The sequence below is a fragment of the Szabonella alba genome (genome assembly GCF_016765775.1).
GTDB lineage: Bacteria > Pseudomonadota > Alphaproteobacteria > Rhodobacterales > Rhodobacteraceae > Szabonella > Szabonella alba.
Genome location: NZ_JAESVN010000025.1, coordinates 1 through 8,930, shown reverse-complemented (window position 1 = coordinate 8,930; position 8,930 = coordinate 1). Strand labels below are relative to the sequence as shown.

Genomic DNA, 8,930 nt, shown 5'->3' with positions numbered 1-8,930 from the left:
CAGGGGCAGACGCTGCAGGCCGTTGCCCCGCGCTACATGGCGCTGTTCCGGCAGGCGATGAACACCCGCGACCGGCGTCGGGTGGCAGGCTGATCCGGGGGCGCACAGGGCGGCCGCGTGTCAGAACCGGGCGGCGGCGGTCAGGCCGAAAACCTGTCGACGGTCCCCGTTTTGCCGTTTCAGCGGCGTTGCCAGATACAGCGAGACTGGCAATTCCCCCACACCGAATGTCATCGAGACCCCGATGCTGCCGCGCAGCCGCGCCTTGTCGTCGATAACCCCGCCCAGCGTATTGTCCAGCGACCAGAGCGATCCGACATCCATGAAGATGCCGCCCCGGATGGCATTGTCGGACACCGACCCCAGCACGCGCTGATATTCAACCGATCCTACGACATAGCGATTGCCGCCCAGCCGATCGCCCGCATCCGCCGGCCCCAGCCCGCGCGGAGCAAAGCCGCGAAAGGTTTCCCCACCCAGAAAGGCGCGGTCAAGCACAGTGGTGTCATGGCCCTTGCGGCCCGCGACGATTCCAGCTCTGACCCCCAATAGTAAGGTCGACCGTTCCCCCAGTGCAAAGCGCGAATTCGCCTCAAGCCGGGTTTCTGCAACCTGTGATCCGGTGCCAAGATTCCAGAAATACTGATCCAGCCGCAGCGAGTGACTGCGCGGATCCTCATCCGAGCCCTGTCCCCAGACCAGCGCGAGATGCAGGAAAGGTGCTCCGACCCGCCCCCGTTCGGCCTGCAGCAGCGCACTGGCACCCGGATCAAGATCAAACATCCGGTGATCGCGATAGCCCAGCCCGAATTCCAGCCGCGTGTCTTCAAGCGGGGTCCAGCCCAGATAGATCTCGGCCAGATCGCTGCGGGTCGCGAAGGACCGGTCATCATGCCTTGTGCGTTCGCCCTCCAGTTCAAGCCCGAAATGCAGGTCCGGGCCAAACGCTTCCTTGCGATACAGGTTCAGCGCATAACTGCGATGATCCTGCGCATAGCTGCTGCGGATCCCCAGAAAGGTGTCGGGGATCAAGTTGAACTGTTCATAGGCCAGCGTGCCGGCCAGCCCGTAATCATTGACCCATGCCACCCCGGCATCAATGCGCCCCGGGCGGCTTTCGACCTCGGTCACATCGATGATCAGCACATCGCCCTGCCCTGAGACACGGACCTCTTCAAAAACGCCGGTCATCATCAGGCATTCCTCGACCGAACGCAGTTGCAGCCCATCCAGCGCGATGCCCTCCAACGCGCCGCAGGTCAGCCGGATATCCTCTTCGGGAATGAACTCGGCTCCCCGCACCTCGACCCGGTCATAGACCCGGCCCACCTCTGTCTGCGCCAGCAAAGGCAGCCCGGACATTAGGGTGAACGGCAGGGCAAGGCGGAAAAGCGTGAAAAGCCGGGTCATATCGGTCAGTCTCATTTCTGGCGGTGGGATCAGCGCAGCCGGGCGCGCAGCAGGGGGCGGGTCAGATAGCTCAGGATCGACTGCTTGCCGCTTTCAATATCGACCTGCGCGACCATGCCCGGCCGGATCGGGAACTGTTCCCCGAAGCGTTCAAGATAGCTGCGTTCGGTCTGCACCATGACCCGGTAGAAATCCTGCTTGCCGGTCGGGGTATCCTCTTCGACCGTGTCTTCCGAGATCTGCGTGACCGTGCCGCGCAGATCGCCATAAACGGCGAAATCATAGGCGGTGATCTTCACGCTGGCCGGCATGTCGGGCGCGATGAAGGCGACATCGCGCGGCAGTACCTTGGTTTCGATCAGCAACTGGTCGTCGATGGGCGTGATCTCCATGATCGCCTCGCCGGGGCGGACGACGCCACCAAGGGTGGTGATTGCGATATTGTTGATTCGTCCTTCGACCGGGGACCGCACAACGGTGCGCAGGAATTCATCCTCCTTGCGCAGTACCTCCTGCTGCAGGGACAGCATCCGCGCGCGCCGTTCGGCCAGATCGCGATAGGCGTCCTGGACATATCCGTTGCGCGCCTCATTGATCCGGCCGTCGATCTCGGCAAGGCTTTGACGCAGGCGCAGCATGTCCATGCGGCTGACCGATCCGCTGGCGGCCAGCGGACTGGTGATATCAAGCTGTTCCTGAAGCGCGGCGCGTTCCGCATCCAGCGCCACAAGCGAGGATTGCAGCCGCGTGCGCCGCGCCGTGAACAGACGCAATTCGGTGCGCTGCGTGTCGGTCGGATCTGCGCCGAAATCCAGTTCCGGCTTTTCCAGAACCTCGGCCTCCAGCCGGGTGACTTCGGCCATCAGCGCGTCGATCTCGGACTGTGTGGCCATGAAGGCCGCGCGTGTCCGGGTCGGATCCAGTGTTGCGATGATCTGGCCCTGCGTGACGATATCGCCCTCTTTCACATGCAGTTCCGACAGGATCCCGCCCTCAAGGCTTTGTATCGTCTGCATCCGGCGCAAAGGGATCACCCGTCCGTCCCCCCGTGTGATCTTGTCGATCTGCGCGAAGGCCGCCCAGATCACCGCGATGGCCACTGCAAGGAAAGTGACGCGGATGATCCAGCGCGCACGGCTCATCACCTCACGACGGTATGAGCCGTCGATATGGCTGCTGCCGAAGGCATCGGAGCGGTTCATGTCACGATCTGGACCGAAGACTGCTGTACCTTGTTGGACCGCGCCGCATTGAGGATCTGCAGCAGGTCGCCGTCGCGGGCGATGCGGCCATCCTTCATGACGATGGCGCGCCGCGTCAGGCCCAGCAGCTCGCGCTTATGGGTCGAGATGATGGCGGTCCGGCCTTCAAGCCATGTCCGCAGGAAGGCAATCACCTTTTCCTCGGTGATATGGTCGAAGGCGGCAGTCGGTTCATCCAGCAGCACGATGCGCGGATCCTGAAGGATCACGCGGGCCAGACCGATGGCCTGTTTCTGCCCACCCGAGACATTGGCGTTGCTGTGGATCTGCAGGTCCAGCCCGCGCGCATGACGGCGGACATAGGTGCCCAGCCCCACGGCATCCAGAGCCTCCAGCAATTCATCATCGCTGTGCAGTCCGTGATCCAGCAAAAGGTTGTCACGCAAGGTGCCCTGGAACAGCGCCACGCTTTGCGGCAGATAGCCGATCTGGCGACGCCGATCGATCGGGTCGATCTGGGCAAGCGCCAGATCATCGACCAGAACCGCCCCGGCCTGTGGATCGGTCAGCCCCGCCAGCAGGCGCAGCAAGGACGATTTCCCTGCCCCATTGCCGCCCAGAAGCGCCACCTTCTCTCCCACCGCGAATTTCAGCGCCGGAATGATGACCGAGGGAGCCGCATCCGCCTCATGGCGAAAGACCACATCTTCCAGCCGGTATTCTCCGGCAATGGCTGGTGCACGCACATAGTCGCGGTCCATGGGCCGCTCAACGGGCAGATTCATGATCCCGTCCAGCCCTTCCATCGCGGCGCGGACATGTTGCCAGCGCGCCAGAAGCCCCGCGACCTGCCCCATCGGCGACAGCGTGCGGCTGGACAGAAGCGTGCAGGCGATCAGCCCGCCCACCGTCAGATCCCCCGAGCTGATAAGGTAGACACCGACGATGATGATGGCGGCATAGGCGAATTTCTGCACCGCGGCCACGATCTGGGTGATGACATTGGTAATGTTGCGGGTCTGCACGGCGGTGGTCGCCATGGTCGCGGTCAGTTGGGTGTAGGCGCGCTGCAGACGCCCCTCGGCCCGGGCGGCCTTGACCGTTTCAAGGTTTGACACCGTTTCCAGCAAAAGCCCGTTCAGGGCCGCCGCCTCGCGTGTGTTCTCGCGTGAGGCGCGGCCCAGACGACGCTGCATGACCAGCCCCGGCAGCACCGTCAGCAGAACCGCGCTCAGCACCACAAGCCCCAGCACTGGACCGCCAAGGAAGGTCAGCACACCGACAAAGATCAGTACGAAGGGAATGTCACAAAGCGCTGTGACCGTGCCTGAGGTGAAGAATTCCCGCACGGTTGCAAAATCGCGGACCTGATTGGCGAAAACACCGGTCGATCTGGGTTGATGAGCCAGGCGGATATTCGACACCCGGTCGAAAAGCTGTGTAGACAACCTCAGGTCGATATCACGCCCCGACACGTCGATCAGCGAGGCCCGCATGATCCGCAGCAGAATCTCCAGAACAATCGCGATGCCGACGCCGCTTGCAAGAATCCACAGCGTATCGAAGGCCTGATTGGGCACGACCCGGTCATAGACCTGCATCGCGAAAAGCGCCGAAACCACCGCCAGAAGATTGGCCACGAATGAGGCGATGATGACATCACGGTAAACCGGCCAGTTGTCGAGCACCGGCCCGATGATCCAGTGCCGCTCCGGCCTAGTCGACTTGTCCAGCCGCTGCGACACGATATCCAGCGGTTTCGAGACCAGAATCCGTCCTTCATGCCGCCCGGCCAGATCCGCTATACCCCAGACCGCGCGTCCGCCCCCGGTTTCGGGCAGGATGACACTGGCCTCACCACCATGGATCGCCTCAAGGATCACCGTTCCGCCATTTTTGAGAAACAGCAGGACCGGCAGACTGTGCGACGGGATCGCGTGCAGCGGTTCGGTGCTGATGCGGCAACTCATATTGGCGCGGCGCAGGGCCAGTGCTGCATGGCTGACCTGCAGCCTGTCACCCGTATCACGCGGCAGCCCGTCAGTCAGACGCTCGGCCGATGCCGCAATCCCGTGGATCCGACACAATTCGACCAATCCGACAACCAGTGGATCCGGCCGGGCCGGTCTGTCTGCACTCTGATCCCGGGGTATGTTCATTGTCCTCAGCCCTGTCTGGATGCCGCGAGGATCAGCGTGCCGAGCACCCCCAACTCGAATGCAGCGCGATACTCGGTCCGTTCACGTTCATCATAGGTGTCGATCCGGTCGATCTGGGCGTCATAAAGATCACGCCCCGTGGTCAGCAGGTCGATCAGTTCCCGCTGCCCGCCAACAAATTGCGCTTCGTAATTGTCCAGAACCTGCTGGGCCTGTGACAATTGCCGCGCCTGCGAAGTTTCGCTGGCGCGCAGCACCCTGATCTGTTCCAGCGCGCTGCGCACGCTGTTGCGCATGTTGCGGCTGACCGCATCCAGATTGGAACGCGCCGCCTCGGCCTGTAGCCGTGCCGACTGGATCTGCCGTCCGGTAATCGCGCCCGCACCCAGATCCAGCCCGGTCGACAGGCCGACCGAGGATCGCGTGCGCCCCCGGTCCAGATCGCCGCGCACCTGTGCCTGCAGGCGGATGGTCGGCAGGCGCGCAGCTTTCGCCACACCAATTTCCGCGTCGGCCCGCGCAAAACCTGCCTGCGCGGCAATGTAGGAAGGCGACAGACGGATGGCCGAGGTCACCGCATCGCCGTTGCTGTAACGCCCGATGAAATCCAGATTGACCGGGGCCGTGATCCGGCCCGGATTGCGCCCCATGAGGAATTCAAGCTGCGCCATGGCCAGCATCCGGTCGCTGCTCAGCTGATCCAGTCGCTGTTCGGTTCGCGAAACTTCCAGACGGGCGCGTGCCACCTCACCATTATCACCGCGCCCGGCACGCCAGCGCGCCTCGGCATGATCGGCGATGCGGCGGGCGAAGGCCAGATAGTCGCGCGTTCGTGCGATCTTCTGATCCAGCACCGTCACGTCGATATAATAGTTCGAGACATCCAACGTGATCTCTTCGATCCCCTGCTTCAGGTCCGAAACCGCGATCACCCGCTCCTGCGAGGCGCTGGCAACCATGTTGCGCACCCGCCCCCAGTCATAAAGCACCTGCGACACGGTCAGCGTGACGCCGGGGCCGTCGGAACTGGTCGTCGCGGTATCGGCAGACAGGCTGAGTTGCGGGTAATTCTGGTCGCGCACCGCCTGAATATCGACCGAGCGGCGGTCGATCTCAAAGCGCAGGGCGGTGATACCTGGGTCGCGTTCCGAAGCCACAAGCACCGCCTGATGCAGAGGCACCTGCGCGGTGGCGGGAAGGGCGAACAGCAGAAAACATCCGGCAATGACCGGACGGACTTTCAGATTAATCTTCCCCATTGCAACGGAACAGGCAAAAACATCCGATAGGAACATGGCAATACTGCCCAAGTCGTGACCTCGTGAATGCTCGGGACACTCCTGAAGCGCCAGCTGAATTGAAGGGAACAAAACTGGACTGACAAGCAAGACCAAGGCGCTGTAACAACCGCTGGTCGACCAATGCAAAACACTCGTTAAGTTCGCATCGCGCAAGTTTCAGATAACACCATTGTTTTCCAATTTGCAATCTGCAACTCACCCTGCGTCCAACACTTATGTCGGATCGTCGTCCTGGGGCGCCTGTCCCAGACCACCCAGAAGCCCGCCCAGCAATCCGCCACCACCCTGTCCGGCATCCTCGGCCGTGGCCGGCCCGAACAGGGTGTCCAAAGCACCCTCCACGACCGGAGCCAGATCCGGCGCGAACAGACCGCTTTCGCCGCCATCGCCCTCGGGGCCGAAGTCCAGCAGACTGGCCAGCGGATCGGTCACGCCGCCCAGCATCCGCTCACCGCTGTCAAGGATCTCGCTGAGCAGCGCATCAAGCTCGGGATCAGAAGCCTCGGTTTCGGGCGGGGCGTCCGGCAGGATCTCTTGCACCAGCGATCCGGAAAGGCCGAGGCCCAGCAATTCATCCAGCAGATCGTCGCCCGCAACCGCGTTGAGCAAGCCTTCATCACCCGGCGCATCAATCCCGGCCAGAAGATCATCGGTCAGGAGATCATCCAGCAACCCGTCGACCGGTGCGCTCAGCAGGGCCTGCATCTCATCAAGAGTTTCAGCCCCGGCCAGAAGCGTCGGCGCCCCCAGCAGGCTTTCCACGAATCCGTCATCCCCGGCACCGCCCTGCGGCACCGCCGCAGCGGCATCACCCAAAACCGGATCGGCAGTGGCTGGCTCGGCCAGCGCAGCTTCCTCCGTCTCGTCCGCTTCGACGGAACTGGTTTGGGGTGGGGTGTCCGCCACGGGCTCATCCCGCTGGCCCCATCCACCAAAAAGACCGCCCAGAACGGAATCGACAACCCCGCCGACAGGGCCCAGACCGCCCAGAACCGGGCTGAGCACGCTATCCAGAACCCCGTCTGCGCCGGTTATCGGGGCCAAAACGTCGCCCAGAAGCCCGTCTTCGCCAAGAACCGGATCCAGAGCGCCGCTGACAAGCCCGTCCTCACCCAGCAGTGGGTCAATCACCGAGCCGACCAACCCATCTTCACCCAAAACCGGGTCAAGTGAATGATCGAGAACGCTTTCCTGCCCCAGAAGCGGATCCAGAACCGAGCCCAGAATGCCATCCTGCCCCAGAACCGGCGTGATCAGCCCGTCACCAACCGTCCCGGCGACGTTGTCAAGAATACCCTCGTCGCCCAGCAGCGGATCCAGAACCGAGGTCAGCAAACCGTCATCACCCGTCACCGGATTCAGCGAGCTGCCAAGAATGCCCTCGGCCCCCAGAACCGGGTCGAGCACCGAACCGACCAGCCCATCCTCACCCAGCAGCGGGTCGAGCACCGAACCAACCAGCCCGTCCTCACCCAGCAGCGGGTCGAGCACCGAGCTGACCAGCCCATTCTCACCCAGAAGCGGGTCAAGCACCGAACTGACCAGCCCATTCTCACCCAGAACCGGGTCGAGCACTGAGCCGACCAGCCCGCCCTCACCCAGCAGCGGGTCGAGCACCGAACCGACCAGCCCGTCCTCTCCCAGAACCGGGTCGAGCACCGACCCGATCACCCCGTCCTCTCCCAGAAGCGGGTCAAGCACCGAACCGACCAGCCCGTCCTCTCCCAGAACCGGATCGAGCACTGAGCCGACCAGCCCGTCCTCACCCAGCAGCGGGTCGAGCACTGAGCCGACCAGCCCGTCCTCACCCAGCAGCGGATCGAGCACTGAGCCGACCAGCCCGTCCTCTCCCAGAATCGGGTCGAGAATGGTTGTGATCGGGTCATTTTCTCCGTTCTCGGCAGTGTCTTGTGGCGCCGCGGGCAATGCGGCGGGGGGCGTGGACGACGGGGGTCCGGTATCGACAGGCGGCACGCTGGTTGCAGGCGGCTCCATCACGTTCGAATGCTGCGGCAGCGTCGTGTTGGTCGCAATCCGGACCGGTCCTTCGCCCGCTCCATTGGCTGGATCGGCCCCTAGCTGCGGCGCGAAGGCCAGAACTGCGGCGCTGCCCGGAAGGTCGCCAAAGGATATCTCGATGGTTGTCTCGGTCGTGGCAGGCTCGACCGGGGCTGCGCTGAAGGAGGTCAGCAGAAGGTCCGAATCGCCAGCGATGCCCAGTTCGGACGGTCCGGCGGTCATCATTGCGGGGATCACGGAGACCACAGCATCTGTCGCGGGCGCGGGTCCGGCCCCAGGCTGCGTCCCACTACTCTGCAGCGAAATTTCTCCCGCATGGGTCGCGCTTTGCATCGCAAGGCCCATGCCGACGGCGCCCAATACTATGGAAGCATTGAACCCGTCATGGCCCGTGCGGGTCTGGATCTCTTCTCGCGACACGGGGCGCAGCACCAAAGACTCCGCCTCGGCGGCTTGCCTGGCGGGGGAATCGGCGGCAGTGGGTTTTCTTGCCGTCATCTCGGCTTCTCCAACAGACCAGCAGCGGCGGAACCGTGCACAATGATACATACTACGGTATGTATATAAACCATTCGATTTAGAATATCTACATGCTGTATCGCGGAATCGGGGCGGAAATCAGACGCTGCGCGATAAAGAATGCATGACGCCTTCCGACGCCCTCACTCCAGAACGTCACGGCCCGGCCCGTTTTCGGGCCCCTAGGAATACGGAGGCGCGGCCCGTTTCCGGGCCGCGCACCGGGACGCTCCGGGAGAGTGGAGCGCCCGTGACGGGTCGGGATCAGGCGTTGGAACTGTCGTCGAGGCCCCCCAGCAGGCCCTCCGACCCCAGCAGAC

General features: G+C 63.3%; 5 protein-coding genes. All 5 read right to left on the bottom strand.

The features are described from left to right. Positions 1–120 precede the first annotated feature (120 nt). The 5 genes from JL811_RS19575 to JL811_RS19555 all read right to left on the bottom strand — a co-directional run bounded on the left by JL811_RS19575 (position 121) and on the right by JL811_RS19555 (position 8,316). The gene (locus JL811_RS19575) at positions 121–1,410 is read right to left on the bottom strand and encodes a BamA/TamA family outer membrane protein (protein ID WP_202690393.1); all 1,290 of its coding nucleotides are present in this window, start codon (positions 1,408–1,410) and stop codon (positions 121–123) included. A gap of 29 nt (positions 1,411–1,439) precedes the next feature. Continuing rightward, positions 1,440–2,612 (bottom strand): beta-barrel domain-containing protein, encoded by a 1,173-nt coding sequence (locus JL811_RS19570; RefSeq protein ID WP_202690392.1) that lies wholly within the window; start codon positions 2,610–2,612, stop codon positions 1,440–1,442. Then, positions 2,609–4,771 (bottom strand): type I secretion system permease/ATPase, encoded by a 2,163-nt coding sequence (locus tag JL811_RS19565; protein WP_202690391.1) that lies wholly within the window; start codon positions 4,769–4,771, stop codon positions 2,609–2,611. Before JL811_RS19565 ends, JL811_RS19570 begins: the two co-directional genes overlap by 4 nt. 5 nt (positions 4,772–4,776) lie before the next feature. Then, entirely contained in the window at positions 4,777–6,030 is a 1,254-nt protein-coding gene (locus tag JL811_RS19560) for a TolC family protein (RefSeq protein ID WP_202690390.1), read from the bottom strand. A gap of 255 nt (positions 6,031–6,285) precedes the next feature. Next, the gene (locus tag JL811_RS19555; protein WP_202690389.1) at positions 6,286–8,316 is read right to left on the bottom strand and encodes a hypothetical protein; all 2,031 of its coding nucleotides are present in this window, start codon (positions 8,314–8,316) and stop codon (positions 6,286–6,288) included. Positions 8,317–8,930 lie beyond the last annotated feature (614 nt).

Coding starts and splice junctions, on each gene's coding strand:
- JL811_RS19565 (WP_202690391.1), bottom strand. CDS start 4,771: ATGAACATACCCCGGGATCAGAGTGCAGACAGACCGGCCCGGCCGGAT.
- JL811_RS19555 (WP_202690389.1), bottom strand. CDS start 8,316: ATGATGACCGCCGGACCGTCCGAACTGGGCATCGCTGGCGATTCGGAC.
- JL811_RS19570 (WP_202690392.1), bottom strand. CDS start 2,612: ATGAACCGCTCCGATGCCTTCGGCAGCAGCCATATCGACGGCTCATAC.
- JL811_RS19575 (WP_202690393.1), bottom strand. CDS start 1,410: ATGACCCGGCTTTTCACGCTTTTCCGCCTTGCCCTGCCGTTCACCCTA.
- JL811_RS19560 (WP_202690390.1), bottom strand. CDS start 6,030: ATGGGGAAGATTAATCTGAAAGTCCGTCCGGTCATTGCCGGATGTTTT.